The following is a 16702-nucleotide window of genomic DNA, read 5'->3' on the forward strand; positions in this document are numbered from 1 at the left end:
AAAAGAAAAGAAAAAATCTGCGCTGCGCCCGATCTGCGCAAAGGCGAGCGTACGGTCTGCCGAAAATAGCTTTTACTTATGTTTGCTTCTCTGGCTATAATAGAACTCAATGAAAGGAGCTTGCTCTATGGCTCAGAAATCATCAGCCAGCCGTAAAGGACGTACGGTCTCTGCACCGATCGATCCCGAACAGCCCGTTGGTAAACATTTGTTTTTCGATAACAAGAGACGTCTGATTTACGTTTCTCCGCTGCTTCACAAAAATCTGTATCTTCCAAAATACGACTACAAGCGGTTCAACCGCTACAATTCCCGCTTTATCGTCGCCGTCGCTACGATCATGATCTGCGGTTCGGCATTGACCGACTGGTTCAAGATGCCTATGTGGATCGCTTTTGTATTGGGCGCTTTAGTTTTTGCCGGTTTTGAATGGAGTTTCTACAAATTCCAGAAAGGCCTGACCGTCGTCAGTGATTTCGACCCATCCAAAGCTACGCCAACGGTAAGCTCCGTGATTTCTTCGGATATGCGGACGAAGACCTGGCTCAAAATCATTCTCTTTATTGTTCTTGGTGTTCTGCTGGTCGTAAATGCCTACCAGTCCCACTATTCGCAGCAAGTCATCATCCTCTGCTGGTGCGGTTTGGCAGTCTGCGTTTACATGGCGATCAACCTGCTCATCATGTTGTTCCGATCTCCAAAGAATAAAGAACAGGGTACGGCTCTTTCCTGCCCTGTACTGACGCCAAACCCATCCAATGAAAAATCCGCCCGGGCGATCCGAGCGGATTTTTGTATTCTTTCTGATTGTTTTGCGTATGGAGTGAACTTACGTCAGACTTTCAATGGTATATTGCGCATTGAACGTGTCTCCCGGCTTAAGAGAAAGTGTGCCTTCGCGTTTTTCAAACGGGCCGTCGACCTTTTCAAAATCGGTATGGCCAAACCAGGGTTCGATGCAGATGAAATCGCTGCTGCGATCCGCATTCCACAGAGCTACCGTCGGGAAACCTGCAAAGCTCATTTTCAGGCGCTGTTCATCCTTATAGAAAAGCGTCGCTTCCCGGGCTTCGATCTGATCAAAAACGAGCGTCGCGTATTGATCCATATCTTCGTGATTGCATTTCCATGTATCGAGAATGACCGGAACACGTTTTACAGGCGAAAGATCCGGGAAAAAGACGATCTGATCCGCCATGGATTTGGGTTCAAAGGAGATGGAGAAATCTTCAAACACTTCGTCGGCGTTCTGTACGGTTTTAAACGCTGGATGAAGACCGAAGGAAAACGGCATCGTCTTATCGCCGGTATTGGTAATCGCATACTGCACACGTACACCGTTTTCGAGGAGCGTATAGATCAGTTCAAAATGGAAATCAAATGGGTATTTCTTCAGAGTTTCCCCATTCGAATCGAGGACATAGACAATACGGTCATCCTGAATGCTGCCATCCAGATTTTCATAGCGAACCAGTCCATGGTTTTTCATCGCATACGTTTTGCCTTCGATTTCGTATTCCCCGTTCTTCCATGTCTTTCCAATGGTCGGAAAGAGGGAGGGATTGCGGCCCGACCAGCCCTGATCGGCCTGATACAGAAGTTCACGGCCTGCTTTCTTATCGAACAGGCTGATCATCTGTGCCCCTGGATTATCGGTGCGCAGAAGCATGCGTTCGTTTTCAATTTTTAATGGATTCATTGAAATTTCCTTTCCGTTCTCCTGATGAGTTAAAAGCGCTGTGCTCGAACAGTCTGGCCCCTGAAGGCGCATCCTGCGAACGGTTCCTCCCTTTTGAAGCCTGTTCACCTGTTAGCGGACAGACACATGGCCTTTTCTATATGGAGTATATGGAGAGACAGATGAACGTTCAAAAGGCAGACTGCATTTGCGCTCTACAATCCGGTTCCGGCGCGTTTGAGACGTCTTTTTGAGCCAGCTGGATACGCCTTCTTCCTGAACGCTTCCAATGACTTCATCGGCGGCCTCTTTGGCTGCTTTTTGGCGTTGCCAACGGCTACGCCATATCCGGCGGCTTTGATCATCTTCACGTCGTTGAGACCATCGCCTACCGCAATTGTCATGCAGGGTTCGTGGTGACGGGACAGTTTTTCCAGCGTCGACTCTTTGGAAATGCCGGGCGCCCGGATTTCTACACATTTACTGTAGAACACCTTGGAGCTGTCTGGAAGCAAAGCCGCAATCGCATCGCGTGTTCGCGAATCGTCTGTCCAGATAATGATGTTGCATACGTCATCGCCGACCCATTCCTTCGTCTTTGGCGTAACCATATACAGCTTTCTCCAGTGGTGGCGGACTTCCTTGGGCGCTTCGGAATTAAAGAAGTTGCCGTCGGGTCCGGAATAGCGCCAGAGCAGATGGTTTTCCTGCAGAAATTGCGAATCGTTTTTACATCGCTGTTTCGAATCAGACGGGCATCGACGAGCTGTTTGTTCTCGTCATAAATGGCCGCACCGCCTTCCAGAATCATTCCGGAAAAAGGAAAACGAATGAATTCCGCTGGAAGATGCGCCATTTCGTAAGGCGAACGGCTGCTGACCAGATAGATCAGATCGCCCTGATCGACCAGATACTGGAACTCTTCCGTTAAATGCGAATCAATTTCATGAAATTTATTGTTGTAGAGCGTTCCATCTATATCAAACAAATAGACATGTTTCATTTGGATTTTCTGTCCCTTTCAGATGTTCTTGAAAACATCTTCGATGCTGACTCTTCTGCATGCGCAGACAAGGCCTTTGTGACCATTTTAATTTACATTTACAAAAAAGCGAAGCGTTGCGCTTCGCCATTTCTATTTGAACCTGAGTTTAAGCTTAGTTTTCGTGGAAGACAGAAAGCAGTTTGGCTCTCTGCGGTCCTTTCAGTTTCTTGATTGCCTTGGCTTCAATCTGACGGATTCGCTCACGAGTAACATTGAACTTCTTGCCGATCTCTTCCAGTGTCCAGGTACGGCCGTTGTCGAGGCCGAAACGCAGACGAATGACTTTTCTTCACGTTCGGTCAGTGTGGACAGAACTTCTTCGATCGTCTCTTTCAGAAGCTGGTTATGTGTGTATTCTTCCGGGGTGACGGTGGACTTATCTTCGATGAAGTCGCCCAGGAAGGTGTCGTTTTCATCGCCGACAGGCGTTTCCATGGAAACTGGATCGAGGGCAGAACGCTGGATTTCGTTTACGCGTTCGGCGGTCATGTCTTCCATCTTCTCCGCGATTTCTTCCGGAATCGGGTCACGGCCCAGATCCTGAACAAGCAGACGCTGGATTCGCGTCATCTTGTTGATGGTTTCTACCATATGAACCGGGATACGAATCGTTCTGGCCTGGTCGGCAATCGCACGGGTGATTGCCTGACGGATCCACCATGTGGCGTAGGTCGAGAACTTGAATCCCTTCGTATAGTCGAATTTTTCTACGGCTTTGATCAGACCGATGTTTCCTTCCTGAATCAGATCCAGGAAGAGCAGTCCGCGGCCGACATATTTTTTCGCAATCGATACAACCAGACGAAGGTTGGAGTCAATCAGGATCTGCTTGGCTTCCTGATCGCCTGCTTCAATTCGTTTGGCAATCTCCACTTCCTGCTGGGGAGTAAGAAGAGGAATGGCACCGATTTCTTTCAGATAGGCTTTTACCGGGTCGCTGGTTTTCGCATTGCTTGTATCCGCAAAAGTACGTTCCAGACGGGCGAGTTCTTCCTCTCGGCTGCTGGCTTCTGAATCTTCCGAATCTTCGTCCTCTCCATCGTCAAGAGAATCGTCATCGCTGTCCAGTTCTTCGATGTCTTCGTCATCGTCACTGTCGGATCCATTGATGCTGATCTTGTTTTTCTGACACCAGAGGATAAGAGAATTCAGATCGCTGTCCGAGAGATTCAGCTCGTTCAGAGCTTCCATGAACTCTTTCTGATCGAGTTTCGCCCCGGCTTCTTTTGACGCTTCGAGCACCATTTTGACATCATCAATCGACGAAAAGCTCAGTCGCTTTTTATTCTTCTTTGCGGCCATTCAAATCTTCCTTTCAGACTTGTTCTAACGTGTTTACTACCATATTGGCACAGATCGTTTGGTTTGATTCGGCAGATGCACCAGTAGATTCTTCGCAAGGATTCATCCCCGCGCAGAATTTGCGGATCTCCGGCAGACGCTGGCGGGTCTCCTCTATGCCCAGTTCGTACCACGGTTTCAGTTTGTTCGGATCCGTAGTATAGCGGGTAATATGCATGTCTTTTGAGGGGCGAAGAACAAGCGCGCGTCCCTCATCTTCCAGCCGGTCAATCAGGTCCCATTGTTCCTGGTAGCGGATGTGCCGTTTTTCAGATGATCCGTAATGACCGGATCACGATAAATCAGCCGGGCAAGCCAGACCTGCCATTTTGGTGCCGGCTTGCGGCGGTATCCTCTTTCTTTTGTGGAAAGGATAACTACCTTTTCACAGCCTGCGTCGAGAGCCTGCTGAACGGAAATCATATCGACCAGACCGGCATCAAAATATTTTTGCCGTTCCAGCGATACGGTTTGGCCAGAAGCAGCAGTGCGCAGCTGGCCTTGATCAGCGTCATGCTCTGATCGACATAGGGCTTTCCAAAGTATTCCACTTTGTTTTCATCCATGTCATACACGCCGATTTCCATGTCCGTAGAGGATTGGAAAAAGGACTCGAAATCGAGCGGTGCATGTTCTTCAATATATTTATTGGTGGCTTCCAGACCGAAGAGTCCGCCTTCCTTAAAAGGGGAACGATGCCGATAGCGCCCTTCTGATCCGCCGCTTCAATCGTGGTCACTTTCAGTCTGTCAATCTGACGGGATACGTAAGCCAGAAGGACTTCCGACCCCGAGGAAATGCCGACGGAGTACGGGAAGTAGATTTTCTCTTCGAGAAAAGTCTGCAGAACGCCTGCGCTGTAGGCAATTTTCGTTCCGCCGCCTTCTACAACCAGTCCGCATTTGTACTTATACTGTTTTTCAGACATTCCGAACGCAGCCTTCTTTTCTGGCCTGGTCGGCTACTGCTTTGGATACTTTGTCTTTTACGCGCGGATCGAGGGCGCTGACGATGACATAGTCTTCCTTCAGATCCTCATCGCTGATCAGCGAAGCCAGCGCTTCAGAAGCCGCGAGTTTCATGCCGTCGGTAATGCGCAGAGCGCCGGCATCCAGAGCACCCCGGAACAGCGCCGGGAAAATCAGAACGTTATTGATCTGGTTGTCAAAATCGGAACGTCCCGTACCTACCACGCGGGCACTGGCTTTCTTAGCAAGAGCCGGATCGATTTCCGGAACCGGGTTGGCCATGGCGAATACGATCGCGTCGTCGTTCATCGAACGAACCATGTCTTCGTCCACCAGACCGGCAGCCGAAACGCCAATGAAGACATCGGCGCCTTTCATGGCATCGCGCAGCGTACCCGGCTTGCCGTCCGGGTTATATTTTTCGGCGAGTTCCTTCTGCATTTCGTTGCGGGCGTTTTCTTTGGTCACGATACCTTTGGAGTTGCAGAGAACGATGTGGCGGAAACCGTACTGACCGAGCAGATCGGCAATGGCGCATCCCGCGGCACCGGCGCCGGAGAAGGCAACGCGTACGTCTTCTTTTTCTTACCCACAAGTTTCAGGGCGTTAATCAGAGCGGAAAGAACGACGCAGGCGGTTCCGTGCTGGTCATCGTGGAAGACCGGAATGCTCATGCGTTTCTGCAGTTCTTTCTCAATATAGAAACAGTTTGGAGCGGAAATATCTTCGAGGTTGATTCCGCCAAAAGACGGTTCGAGCGCAGCGACAATTTCAATGATCTTATCGGGATCCTGCTCATTGAGAACCAGAGGAATCGCATTGACATCACCCAGTTCCTTGAACAGCACACACTTGCCTTCCATAACAGGAAGGCCGGCCAGTCCGCCGATGTTTCCAAGACCAAGTACAGCCGATCCATCCGAAACAACCGCAATCGTGTTCGAACGTCCGGTATATTCAAAGCTTGTCATAGGATCTTTTGCGATTTCCAGACAGGAGCGGCAACGCCGGGGGTATAGGCGATAGCCAGATCTTCATGGGTTTTCAGAGTCGGTTTGGAAACGATATCCACCTTTCCCTTCCATGCTTTATGAGCTTCAAGCGCCTTCTTTGCGTAATCCATGGTTTCTCTCCTCCAGTTTTTCTCTTAACAGTCTTTTCCAGCCAAAACGAAGGCTTTCGCCCGCGTTTGTTCGGCCGATGTTCTGATTTTGCCCATCGATTCATTTTTGGGTACGGGCACTCAATCATAGCACAAACGGCCTGTTTTTCTTTGAATTTCACTTTATTGGATTGATTTTTCCAATAAATTTTCAGCCTGCTCGTTTTTCCTTGCAAAGAAGAAGTTCCTGTGCTTTTGGATTTGCGGCGATGGATATTCTCCACGTGTGCAATACTCCCTCTGTCTTTTCTTTGACGACGGTTCCTGTTCAAAGCGTCGTAAGGCTTTAAAGCCGCTTTACTTTGCGACAAGAGTGTGTTAGCAAGCTGTACTTTCTATTGTATTCAAAGCGCCCGTTTTGCTTGCACTTTTTATTACTTTCTACCGAAAATTCAATTTTCTGGCTTTTGAAACCGTTTCCCGTTCACTGGATCTGCGTTTTAGCGAACCTTTTGTCCAGAGTGTTTGACCGACGGATGTAAAACCGGGTTTCTCTTCTTTATTTTTCGCCTTCTGTCAAAAACAGAGGCCCGAGTCGGGTCGGGCCTTGTGTGTTTTTCGGTTTGTCTGTGTTGATCAATTTTTTCTGAACGAAATCTCTTCTGACGTTCGCAAGGCAGAGCACTGACGACATCTGGAAGATCGGTTGGAATCCGGTTCTTCGTTCTCAGATGTCTGCGTGTACGACCTAGTCCAGATTGCCTTCAAGCAGGTGCAGCAGCACGTCTGTCATCTTTTCCATTTTCTGGATGGAGACGAATTCATAGCGTCCGTGGAAGTTATTGCCGCCGGTTCCAAGGTTTGGCGTAATCAGGCCTTTCCAGGTCAGACTGGCTCCATCGGTTCCGCCGCGGATCGGATCGCTTTTCGGCGTAATGCCGCAGGCTTTCAGAGCCGCCTTGGCGCGCTCAACCGCGCGCATGTCACCATGCATGGCATCTTCGAGGTTGTAGTACTGATCGCGCATCGTGATCGTGGCGCAGTCTGGCCACATTTCATTGATCACATTGGTCATGTCTTTCATCAGCTGTTTTTTCTGTTCGAATTTTTCCCGGTTATGATCCCGGATAATATATTGGAGAGACGCCTGATCGCAGTCGCCCTTCACTTCCAGAAGATGGATGAAGCCTTCGGTGCCTTCGGTAAATTCCGGGCGGGCCCACTGCGGCAGCATGGACGCGAACTGGACAGCAACCGCTGCTGCGTTGACCATCTTGCCTTTCGCCGATCCAGGATGAATGGCCTGTCCTTTGAACTGGATCTCAGCCATTGCGGCATTGAACGTCTGATAATCGACATTTTCAATTTCTGCCCCGTCGACTGTATAAGCGTAGTCGACCGGGAAGCGATTCAGATCGAAATGCGCCACGCCGCGGCCGATTTCTTCATCCGGGGTAAAGGCCACCATGACTTTTCCATGCGGCTTGCCGGACTGAATCAGCTGTTCGAGCGTCTCCATAATAATGGCGCAGCCGGCTTTATCATCCGCGCCGAGCAGTGTCGTTCCATCAGTGACCAGAATGTCATCGCCAATGACTTCCTTCAGCGAAGGAAACATCTCCGGATTCATGGAATAGTCCTTGCCTAAGGCAATCGTTCCGCCATCATATTTGCTGATGCGCTGCGGATGAACGTTGGCGCCGCTTAGTTCCGAAGCGGTATCCATATGCGAAATCAGACCGATGGCATCGCCCTGAAATCCCTGGGTAGCCGGAATTTCTCCATAAACGACACCATATTCAGAAAGTTCCACGTTGCTTACGCCGATCTGCTTCAGCTCTTCTTCCAGTTTTCTGGCCAGAACGAGCTGTTTTTTCGTCGATGGGGCGGTTGTGGACGTTTCATCGGACTGTGTATCCAGAGAAACGTAATCCAGAAATTTATCGGTTACACTCATGCTTTTCTCCCTCTTTTCCTCTGCGGGATTCGCTTCCTCCTTCCCGTTCTGAAAAGGATGAGCTTTCCTGCACTTCGTCTTGCGACAGAAAGAAATGGATTTTCTTTGAGCCGCTGACGAATCGTACAGTCTCCGCAGACAGTTTCTGCTTTTATAGTTTCTATTATAGGCAGTTATTTCTAAACGCCTGAAATTGCGCTCAGAGCAGCTGTCTGGCTGCTTCGAACCGTCTGAACCAGAAGAAAGCAGAAGAAAGCAGAAGAAAAGCGGTCTTAACGCTCCCTGGACGATAGATCACCGGTGAGCGGAAGACCGCTTTGTTTTATCGATTTTAAAACTTCAGACAAATTCTAAAATCCTGTCCATCAGCGCAGAGCCGCGCTCAGACCAGGAACAAACTGTTTCTTTCTGGAGACGTAGCCGAGCTCTTCAAATTCCTTGAGAATCGGACGGATTCGGGCGGCTTCCGGACCGGCAGCGATAAAGTGCGAACCGCTTCCTTCCACATTGGTAAAGGCCATGACCCAAAGACCGATCTTGCGGTTTCGGGCTTCCTTTTCCATATATTCTTCAAAGTCATCGCGGATGCGTTCGACATCGGAATAGTCGAACACCAGTACCTGACTGATTTCCGTCTTCACACCGGAGAGATCGAACTCCTTGCAGTCCTGATACAAAATTTCCTTGAACTCCTTGCCTTCGATCGTGGCGGTATGGCGAAACAGATCTTCGGCCATTTCCGCGGCGTTCAGACCGTACTCCTGTTCAATGTTACGAGCTGTGATCTGGTCGGTCATCGTGCAGGTCGGAGATTTGAAGTTCATGGTGTCGCTGATCATCGCATACAGAACCAGCTTGGCGATTTTCTCATCCATGCGGATATTCAGTTCCTGATACATCAGGGCAATGATCGTATTGGAAGAACCGACGATCATGTTGCGGAACACGATCGGTTTGGTCGTTTCAATATCGCCGATGCGATGATGGTCGACAATCTCGAGAATTTCGCCCTGTTCGCGATCGTCGATGGACTGCTTGCTTTCGTTATGGTCGACCAGAATAAACTTCTTCGGTTCGGCCTTGAGCAGATGGTAGCGGGCTACCGCACCGACGATCTGGTTTCCGACAACAACGGGATAGGAAGAATGCCTCGTCTGCAGCATCTTCTTCTCGACGTCTTCGAGATATTCAGAAGGATGGAACGCCACGGCTTTTTCCTTTGGCGTCATGATCATGCGCACCGGAATCGAGCGGTAGATCATCTGAATGATCTTCATCAGGTTGTACGGCGTACTGATCAGCGTAACCCCCATCGCTTTCGCCATTTCAAAAATGTAGTCGTTGGGGACAAAGCCTTCGGCAATGACGATCATGGCGGCCCCTTTGGCCATCGCCTTGATCATGTCGTCTTCATGATCGTTGAGCACCATGATCGCGCCGGTCAGGTCGCGCTCCATCATCTTCTTATCCGCGATGCGAACATCGCCGCTTTTGGCGCGGGTTCCTTTAAAAGGATTTCACCGTGAACAACGTCCTGGATATTTTCGTCCGGCGTATCCTTGAGCAGCTCGCGGGTGATATTGAGATCCTGCATCTGGATTTTGGAAATATCGGCCAGGGTAACCATGCCGGCATAACGGGCTTCGTCATCGAGCACGTAAATGGTTTTCGCATTATTTTCCAGCATCAGATCCCAGCCGTAGCGCAGCGTGTCGTTCTGATTGATCAGCGTTGCCTGGTCAATTTCAATTTCTTCCAGCGAATTCTTGGCCGTCGACAGACGGATCGGCGCAGGTACGCCGACTTTGTCCAGAATGTATTTCGTCTCCGGATTCAGATGACCCAGACGGGCCGGTACTACATTTTCCCCCAGCTTCTGTTTCAGAGCCGCCAGAGTAATGGCACCGCATACCGAATCCGTGTCGGGTCGTTTATGACCAATTACATATACGGGCTGTTTCATATTCATTCCTCATGATTTACTGTATGATTTTTCGTTTCAAGTATAGCATGAACAGGATACCCGCTTTTTGCCCCCGTGTCTGATTCAGACACCTTTTTCAACGATTGCACTTTTAGAAAAGGCATTCGAAATCCCTTTCATCGTTTTGAGGAAAAGAGCAGCGGATGAAGAGCGGCAAACCAACTGGGTTTCAAATTCCCGATTCGGCTTCTTTCCCAGGAAAAACGCAGGATCAGAAGCGCCTGGATCCTGCGTCATTGGCTTAAAGCTGTCCTTTGTGGGTGATCTTCTTTGATGATCCGTTCTCGCACGAAACACGAAAAAGCGATTTTGTCTAAGCCGGAAGACGGGAAGCGTCCGGAAGCCGGCGCAGTGCAAGAAGACGATTTCCCAGATCTCTGGTCATCGCATTGACCGTCTGCTGCGCAGTTACAGTATCGAGAAGATCCTGCGCTGCTTCGGCCTGTGTCAGAAGATTCGTTTTGTCTTCCCCTCCGCAAATTCATTCAGCTGCAACGTATGGGTTTTGTTCAGAGCACATTTCAACAAAGACATATCCGGCAGAGAACGGACAGTTTCGATCAGGCTGTCCGCCTGTTCAATGAGCGCCTCAATCTGCTCGTCCGTTGTATCGACGGTGAGCTGAACGTTCTGCCACGAATCGCTGAGCGTCTCAAGCTGTTCTTTCAAAGAAGAAGGAAGGACGTTCTTTTCTTCTTCTTCCTGAAGAATCGCATCAATCGTTTCCATGCGCTCTTTTAAATCGAGAAAGGCATGACTGCCTGTCGCGCTGATTTCCGCAATATGGAACGAGTTGTTCACATTGCTTTCAACGCCTTTCAGACGGATCCAGGAAACCAGCCGGTCTCCGTCAAACGTATACGTATCGCCAGATTCCGTTGAAGCGGCCGTACTGGTCTTTTCCCCGATCTTTTCCCAGGTTTTGCGATCGAGTGATCCGTACACTTCATATTTATAGTATTTCGACGCGTTAATCCGGGTCGTCACCGTAAGCGAATCCAGCAGAACGGGATGATCGAGCTGAATATCCACACACGGATTCAAGGTATTGGAGCTGCCGTCCCAGAACGTCGATGTATTTCCGTCCACCGCAAGCCAGGCATGGGAATCCCCCACGTTTGGGAAGGATAGACCCCTTGTTCAAAACAGAGACTGGACGATTTGCGGGAAAGCCATTCGGCAATTTTTTCGCACAGTCTGGCTGTCTCTTCCTGCGTTGCCGCCGCATTGGCCAGCAGCGTTTCGCCTTCCTGCGCCAGTCTGGCGATTTTCTCTAATGTTTTTGGATCGTAATCGGCTGCCGAAGCCGCTTCGGCTTTTTCATGAGCTGTTTTAACGGTGCTTTATCGACCGTATGATCGAGCGTTCCCTTGCGAGACTGATTGAACATCCAGTCGATCGCATCTTCGAGATTGGAGACACCGTTTCCGTCATCGTCGAGCGTCTTGCTCCAGGCGTAGTTCCAGCAGAAGTGGGAAGTGCTGTCGTATTCGGTATACGTCACATTTCCATACGGAGCCATCGCTTCGTACATTACCCTTCCCGCAGCGGAGGTAATGGTCGGATCGTTTTTACAGTGGTACATGCGAATCTGGGTTTTGAGGCATTTTCCGCGAGTGTCGGATCCCCGATTCCGCACATCGGCATAGCCGCCGCAAAAAGATATTCGTCATCGCGCAGCAGCAGATCCCAGGTGGCGCATCCCCCATGGATTCGCCGGAAAGATACGTGCGATCCAGATCGGTATGGTATGTGTTCTGTACCTGCTTGATCAGGTTATACGCCGCGTCGAGATTCTGAGAGCGTTCCCTTTCCTGCATATCCCAGTTCGAACGCTTCCAGTAATTGCCGTTTACCGTCAGCCCCGGCAGATTGACCCAGCGGTCCTGTTCATTGCCGTCGTTTAAATACGTTCCGTTCACCGTCGCCTGTGGTGTCTGCGGCATCAGAACGATTGCCTTGCGAACCGGATTGTCCCGATCCGCCAAAAGCTGATAGCCCATGCCATAATGACGGTTGACGACCGTTCTCGTTTTCCCGCCGTCGGAATAGCCGTGCATGTGAACGACAAGCGGAAGATCTTCTTCAACGCTTCCGTCCGCATTTTTGGGTACGTACAGCCAATAGCTGAGGGTCACCCCGTTTTCATCGGTATAGTCGAGCTGCTGCAGGCCGGTCTTTTCAATCATGTCGCTCGTTCCCTGATCGCTTCCGGCAACAAATCCGTACAGGCTCGGGTTTTGCGTCGGGGCATCGTTGGCCGCCAGTACGGGCATGCCAAACGCCGAGCAGCTCAGGCTCATTCCAAGAAATCCTGCCGCCAGCCGTTTTCTGAATTGCTTCATAGTTTCCTCTCTTCGTTTTCTCTTCTTCCATTTTGTACGCCGGACTGAACCTTCATGGACGCAGGTTTCTGCTTTGCCTGTGCCGTTTCCGACGTTTGATGGTTTCAATTTACCATTGGCTTTTTTGCAGTCTTTGCCCGTATAAGGAAAGAAATCGTCTATTCCGGCAAACTGTCCGGCCGTTTTTTGAAGGCTTGGCGGCCCTGGGACTGGAGAGAAAAGAAACTCTGTCGTATACTCTTGCATGAGGCTTGAAGAGCTTCTCTTCAAAACGCCGATCCATTCCTCGGGAAAAGCGGGCGGTCCATACCGTCTGCGTCCAGTGTCTGGATTGCCTCAGTTATTATCTGTTCTCAGCTATTTTTAACCCAGTTTCACTCTACAACAATTTCTGAAAAAGTTTTTCTGAATTTGTTGACTCCCTACAGGGAATTGGTAATATAAGTAAGTCAGGTCAAGACGCCGGCATAGTATAATGGTAATACACGTCCATGGTAAGGATGAGCTCGTGGTTCAATTCCGCGTGCCGGCACCATTTGAAAATCAACCGCTCAAATGAGCGGTTTTTTATTGTCCAGATTTTTCGTGATCGGTTTCGATCGTTCGACTTCGATCTGGCTGTCGATCCATTCGGATTTGCGTCTGGATCAGCTTTGCGTTCCAGACGCCTTTCATCAAAAGCGAGCCGCTGCAGACTGAAATGCTTTTCGCATTCTCTGCCTGCCGGCTCGCTTTTTCTTTTTGTCTTTTCTTTTTCGGTACAAGCAGCTGGATCATGCCTGCGCATTTGTCTGCGGCACATCGGCGAGGGATCGGCTTTCCAGCCAGTTTCGAACGAGTTCCACCGGGAGTCCGACCACATTCGTGTAGGATCCGTCAATGCCGTCAACAAAATCGACATCCTGAATCCCGTAGCTTCCCGCCTTATCCAGACACGTTCCCTGCTCGACGTACGCCTGAATTTCTTTATCGCTCAGATTTCGAAAATGGACAACCGTCGTTTCCACTGTCGAGATCGTCTGCTTCTCCTCCATTAAAACGACTGCGGTTTTCACTTCATGACTTCTGCCCGAAAGAGAGCGCAGCGTTTCAAAAGCTTCGGCTTTCGATTTGGGCTTTTGCAGGATCCGGCTGCCGTCCACAACGATCGTGTCCGCGGCAAGAACGATGGATTCGGGATGAGCCTGAAATACCTCTCTGGCTTTAGCCAGCGCTACATCGCGCTGAGCTTCATCGATCGGACCAGAATGGAAGACTTCGTCCCCTTTTGCGGGAATGCACTCAAAATCGGAAACAATGGTTTTCAGCAGCTCTTTGCGCCGGGGCGACTGGCTGGCAAGAATCAGTCTGGACATAAGAAAACTCCTTTCGGTTCATGCGATTTTCTCTTTCCCTATCCTATCGCATTTTCTTTTCGACGTTCGACTCTTTCTCCCTGCCAGCTCCTCAGGTACAGTATCCTTCTCTTTTTCTCAGGCAGTCGTCGGTTTTATGGATTTCGAACCGAATCCATTGACGAAAGCTTCCGTTTTGCGTATTGCGCAGGTACTAAGAACGACAAGGAATTCTACGAAACTTATACGTGTAAAAGGGTCTCCAGCCAGAGGCCTTTTTATGTAAGCGTCAAATAAAAGACGGGTATTTTCTCGACCGCCTCCTTGGGATAATTCCTTTATTCAAGGAGGCTTTTTCATGGAATCAATCATCCCTGCAATCGATCTCGGTATCGATTTCTCCAAAGTTAAAAACATCTATCTGGCTCAGATGCCTGCTGACCTTCGCAAAGGAATTGACGGTTACGTCTCCCTGGTTCAAGGACCTCTCGCTCTGGATCCGCTGGATGGATCCCTCTTTCTCTTCGTTAATCGACAGAAGAACAAGATCAAAGGTATCCTTCGTGACGGAAATGGATTCTGGCTTGTTTATAAGCGACTCTCCAGATCTTCCCTTCAGTGGCCTGTCAGCACTGACCAGTCCGACTTCATGCGAATTGACTGTTCGCAGCTGGCTTCTCTGCTTTCCGGTCTGTCGATTGTTCCCCAGCCGGCATTTCTGCCACGAACTTATAAGTATGTTTAAACCAATTTAAAAGGATGATTTTCTTGAAGGAATATCAAGATAAATCATCCCATTTACTTTATCTATCGCTCTAAATATGTTAAAATTAATACATGAATGTGCCGAACCCTTACCAGACAATCCGCAACGAGCTCCTCGAAGATCTTCATCATCAGATCAGCACCATGACGGAAGAAGAGAAAGACAAATTTATTGAGGATATGTACCTGGATCTCTATTTCGCTAAAGAAATCAATAAAGCCGTGAAAAGCGGCCGCTTTGGTCCTTCTACGGAAAAGATGGTTCCCTTGAAACTGGATTACTCTGAAAACGAGGACGGCGGCCCAGATATCAATATTCTGAATAAACAGCTGGCTCAGCTTGATCTGAAAGCCGATGTTTGTTTTAACCGGGCTGCGAAATATCAGGAAGAGGGAGACCGCTATCGTAAAGAAGCTGAAGATTTAAAGCTCAGTTCTGTTGAAGGAAGCAAGAAAAACCTTCCACCAAGTGCAGAAAGCAGGAAGCGGTCAAAGAAACCACTACCTTCAGTGTAGAAGGGGAAAAGCGCATTTGCCCAGTTTGCGGCTGTGAGATGAAAACTGTTGGAATGAAACGTCACTATAGGATTCATCGGATTCCCGCTCGCTATAGGCTGGAAGAAGTGCTGCGTGAGACAGTCGCGTGCCCAAACAAGTGTACGGATGAAAACGGGAAAGCCATCATCCGCACCGCCGAACCTGACGAGCCTGCACTGATCGACAAGAGTGTCGCAACTTCCTCTATGGTCGCGGGAATTGCCTACGATAAGTTCGTAATGGGAACCCCGGCCTATCGTCAGGAAAAGCACCTGAGTCTCACGGGACTGCCGATCAGCCGTCAGACCATGGGCAACATCCTGGAAAAAACTTACGATCTTTATCTGAAGCCCCTCGTAAAACAAATGATTGAGGATCTCCCAAACTGTAACGTCGTCCATATGGATGAGACGGTTTTAAAGTGCACGGAGGTTAAAGATCGAAAACAGTCTTCTATGGTTGTCGCCGTCAGCGGAATCTATGAAGAGAACCAGATGGCTGTCTATAAGTTTTTCCCTTACAAGAAACAGGAGTTCGTAATCGCCCTCCTTGGCGGTTCTTTTCGTCATGCCCTTATGACAGACGGGCTTTATGCATATGCCAACTACTATGGCCCCTGCAGAAAGCTCAACTGTATGGCCCATGCGAGAAGAAAGATCTTCGAAGCCATCAAAGTCCGGTCAGACTTCGCGCAGTATCAGGCAGACGTCCTGAAGTGGGAAAAGACCACACTGGAGAACGACGAAGAGGCCGCAGAAGCGGCAGCCCAGCTGGACGAAACAGAGAGACCCGAACCAAGTCCGGGTCTCCAGATTCTGCTCACAGCCCTGTCTCTGTTCGGGAAGCTCTACCACATCGAATCCCACGTTGCTTCTTACTCGCACGAGGCGAGAACCGAAGTTCGGCAGGAACTTTCAAAGCCCTGCTTTGAAAGACTCACAAGAGTCATGATGGAGATTCAGAGTGGATTCGAGGAAAGAAGCACCGCCTACAGAGCAGCCAAGTACTTCATGGATCGAGCGAACTCGTTGGGAAGGTACCTGGAAGACGGTGATTATCCGATCGACAATAATGTGGCAGAAAGAGCCGTAAAGCCATTCGTGATCAATCGCAAAACTTCCAGACTACGAAGAGTATCAAAGGTGCGGAAGTCGTCGCAGCGTTTATGACTTTGTTTCGATCGGCTGAAATGAACGACTTAAATCCAGAGCGCTACATGGAGTACGTTCTGGATGAACTCAAATGGTTCAAAGACGATGAAATCGCGGTAGATGTATTGAAGTCACTTCTGCCGTATTCAAAGGATTTACCTGAATATCTTCGAATTGGATACCGTGGACCGGATCCGAAGTATGAAGAAAACGATGAAGAATAAAAAATACGCCAAGCGGGATCTCGAAAGGGATCCCGTTTAGCGTATCTAATATTCAGTCTCGCGTATACCCGTCGATTGTTTGACACTTACCTTTTATGTAGGAAGAGAGTGGAAAGAAGAGATTTCACGTCTCATTTGCGTGTGCATCCAATCCAAAATGTTTTTCTCCTGCGGTATCTTTCTTTCCCTCTGAATTTGTTCAAATCCGGTCTTTTAATAAACAATACAGGGCAGTATCGATCCGCCGGAATTACAACCAGCGAATCCTTAC

General features: G+C 49.3%; 17 protein-coding genes, 1 tRNA gene and 3 pseudogenes. 5 read left to right on the top strand and 16 right to left on the bottom strand.

Annotated features, from left to right (window positions below; translation table 11 throughout):
- Positions 1-829: 829 nt before the first annotated feature.
- The 15 genes and pseudogenes from KWG61_RS12460 to KWG61_RS12525 all read right to left on the bottom strand — a co-directional run bounded on the left by KWG61_RS12460 (position 830) and on the right by KWG61_RS12525 (position 12420).
- Positions 830-1699, bottom strand: coding sequence for an aldose 1-epimerase family protein (locus KWG61_RS12460; protein ID WP_230268258.1), 870 nt, complete (start codon positions 1697-1699; stop codon positions 830-832).
- 194 nt (positions 1700-1893) lie between these two features.
- A pseudogene (locus KWG61_RS17750) lies at positions 1894-2681 on the bottom strand (HAD hydrolase family protein).
- A 154-nt stretch (positions 2682-2835) separates the two neighbouring features.
- Positions 2836-4025 (bottom strand): annotated as a pseudogene (gene rpoD / locus KWG61_RS12475) (RNA polymerase sigma factor RpoD).
- A gap of 13 nt (positions 4026-4038) precedes the next feature.
- The gene (locus tag KWG61_RS17755; protein WP_367614384.1) at positions 4039-4323 is read right to left on the bottom strand and encodes a DUF6363 domain-containing protein; all 285 of its coding nucleotides are present in this window, start codon (positions 4321-4323) and stop codon (positions 4039-4041) included.
- On the bottom strand, positions 4296-4487 hold the full coding sequence (locus KWG61_RS12480) for a hypothetical protein (RefSeq protein ID WP_242744047.1): 192 nt from the start codon (positions 4485-4487) through the stop codon (positions 4296-4298). Before KWG61_RS12480 ends, KWG61_RS17755 begins: the two co-directional genes overlap by 28 nt.
- A complete protein-coding gene (locus tag KWG61_RS16495; RefSeq protein WP_256460693.1) occupies positions 4484-4615 on the bottom strand; it encodes a hypothetical protein in 132 nt (43 codons plus the stop codon). The genes KWG61_RS12480 and KWG61_RS16495 overlap by 4 nt, the downstream gene beginning before the upstream one ends.
- The gene (locus tag KWG61_RS12485) at positions 4576-4992 is read right to left on the bottom strand and encodes a patatin-like phospholipase family protein (protein ID WP_242744049.1); all 417 of its coding nucleotides are present in this window, start codon (positions 4990-4992) and stop codon (positions 4576-4578) included. The genes KWG61_RS16495 and KWG61_RS12485 overlap by 40 nt, the downstream gene beginning before the upstream one ends.
- Positions 4985-6155 (bottom strand): annotated as a pseudogene (locus KWG61_RS12490) (NADP-dependent malic enzyme). Before KWG61_RS12490 ends, KWG61_RS12485 begins: the two are co-directional and overlap by 8 nt.
- 727 nt (positions 6156-6882) lie before the next feature.
- Positions 6883-8091: a peptidase T gene (gene pepT, locus KWG61_RS12495; RefSeq protein WP_230268263.1), complete on the bottom strand. Its 1209-nt coding sequence runs from the start codon at positions 8089-8091 to the stop codon at positions 6883-6885.
- Between the two features lie 365 nt (positions 8092-8456).
- Positions 8457-9551, bottom strand: a complete 1095-nt coding sequence (locus KWG61_RS12500; protein ID WP_242744052.1) for a DHHA2 domain-containing protein — start codon at positions 9549-9551, stop codon at positions 8457-8459.
- On the bottom strand, positions 9548-10054 hold the full coding sequence (locus tag KWG61_RS12505; RefSeq protein WP_242744054.1) for a CBS domain-containing protein: 507 nt from the start codon (positions 10052-10054) through the stop codon (positions 9548-9550). The genes KWG61_RS12500 and KWG61_RS12505 overlap by 4 nt, the downstream gene beginning before the upstream one ends.
- 84 nt (positions 10055-10138) lie before the next feature.
- Positions 10139-10312: a hypothetical protein gene (locus KWG61_RS12510; protein ID WP_230268265.1), complete on the bottom strand. Its 174-nt coding sequence runs from the start codon at positions 10310-10312 to the stop codon at positions 10139-10141.
- A 210-nt stretch (positions 10313-10522) separates the two neighbouring features.
- A complete protein-coding gene (locus KWG61_RS12515) occupies positions 10523-11191 on the bottom strand; it encodes a discoidin domain-containing protein (RefSeq protein ID WP_242744056.1) in 669 nt (222 codons plus the stop codon).
- Between the two features lie 157 nt (positions 11192-11348).
- Entirely contained in the window at positions 11349-11660 is a 312-nt protein-coding gene (locus KWG61_RS12520) for a hypothetical protein (RefSeq protein ID WP_242744058.1), read from the bottom strand.
- Positions 11647-12420, bottom strand: coding sequence for a hypothetical protein (locus tag KWG61_RS12525; protein ID WP_242744060.1), 774 nt, complete (start codon positions 12418-12420; stop codon positions 11647-11649). Before KWG61_RS12525 ends, KWG61_RS12520 begins: the two co-directional genes overlap by 14 nt.
- Positions 12421-12881: 461 nt before the next feature.
- Between KWG61_RS12525 and KWG61_RS12530 the strand changes: the two genes are divergently transcribed.
- Positions 12882-12955 (top strand) — tRNA-Thr (locus tag KWG61_RS12530).
- 238 nt (positions 12956-13193) lie between these two features.
- Here the strand turns inward: KWG61_RS12530 and KWG61_RS12535 are convergent.
- Positions 13194-13775 carry a nucleoside triphosphate pyrophosphatase gene (locus tag KWG61_RS12535; protein ID WP_230268268.1) on the bottom strand — a complete coding sequence of 194 codons (582 nt, stop codon included), beginning with the start codon at positions 13773-13775 and terminating at the stop codon, positions 13194-13196.
- Between the two features lie 337 nt (positions 13776-14112).
- On the opposite strand from KWG61_RS12535, the gene tnpB reads away from it, so the two are divergent.
- The 4 genes from tnpB (at position 14113) to KWG61_RS12555 (ending at position 16431) form a co-directional block, all read left to right on the top strand.
- The gene (tnpB, locus tag KWG61_RS12540) at positions 14113-14499 is read left to right on the top strand and encodes an IS66 family insertion sequence element accessory protein TnpB (RefSeq protein WP_230268547.1); all 387 of its coding nucleotides are present in this window, start codon (positions 14113-14115) and stop codon (positions 14497-14499) included.
- Between the two features lie 92 nt (positions 14500-14591).
- Entirely contained in the window at positions 14592-15035 is a 444-nt protein-coding gene (locus KWG61_RS12545) for a hypothetical protein (RefSeq protein ID WP_242743428.1), read from the top strand.
- 38 nt (positions 15036-15073) lie between these two features.
- The gene (locus tag KWG61_RS12550; protein WP_242744062.1) at positions 15074-16225 is read left to right on the top strand and encodes a transposase; all 1152 of its coding nucleotides are present in this window, start codon (positions 15074-15076) and stop codon (positions 16223-16225) included.
- Entirely contained in the window at positions 16222-16431 is a 210-nt protein-coding gene (locus KWG61_RS12555; protein WP_242744064.1) for a transposase domain-containing protein, read from the top strand. Before KWG61_RS12550 ends, KWG61_RS12555 begins: the two co-directional genes overlap by 4 nt.
- Positions 16432-16702: the final 271 nt, after the last annotated feature.

It is taken from the genome of Allobaculum sp. Allo2, from assembly GCF_022701175.1.
Taxonomy (GTDB): Bacteria; Bacillota_I; Bacilli_A; order Erysipelotrichales; family Erysipelotrichaceae; genus Allobaculum; species Allobaculum fili.